Raw genomic sequence first — 507 nt, forward strand, 5'->3', positions numbered from 1 at the left:
GCTATAGCAATTTACTTTCTGCTCCAAAGAAAAATAAAGCTAAAGCTTTTTCTTGTTTCATTGTTCCTGTTTTCTCTTTCTCTTGTATATATTATACCAAAGGTGTCTGCTCACATTAAGTCAGATATTGAAAATTATACATCGGTTGTTACACGATCCTCAGCGTTTGTAAATAGCTTTTACGTAGCTGCTTTTTACCCATTAGGCACAGGTGGTTTGTATTATGTATACTTTATTGAGCATCTAAAAGCACCAGTTGACTTAATTTCATCTTTAACTGGAGGCAAGGCGGATGAAATATTGACTTGGGGCACAAGAAAGAATGGGGATAAGAATATATCACCTGCTTCAGAACTTGGACAGTGGACAATAATGCTTGGAATTCCCGGTTTTCTACTCTTCTTTTACTTTTATTTGTATCTGCTAAAGTATAGTAGTATAAACAAATTTCTACTTCTTGGAATGCTCTACTTCTTTATTACAGGTTTATTTATAGAAACCCTTACT

At 34.1% G+C, this 507-nt stretch carries 1 protein-coding gene; it reads left to right on the forward strand.

Annotated features, from left to right (window positions below; all coding sequences use genetic code 11):
* Window positions 1-507 (forward strand): hypothetical protein (locus ACFQ2O_RS22615; protein ID WP_377533329.1); only part of this gene is annotated, 507 nt, incomplete at both ends.

The sequence above is a fragment of the Pontibacter rugosus genome (genome assembly GCF_042678745.1).
In the GTDB taxonomy this organism is placed as follows: Bacteria; Bacteroidota; Bacteroidia; order Cytophagales; family Hymenobacteraceae; genus Pontibacter; species Pontibacter rugosus.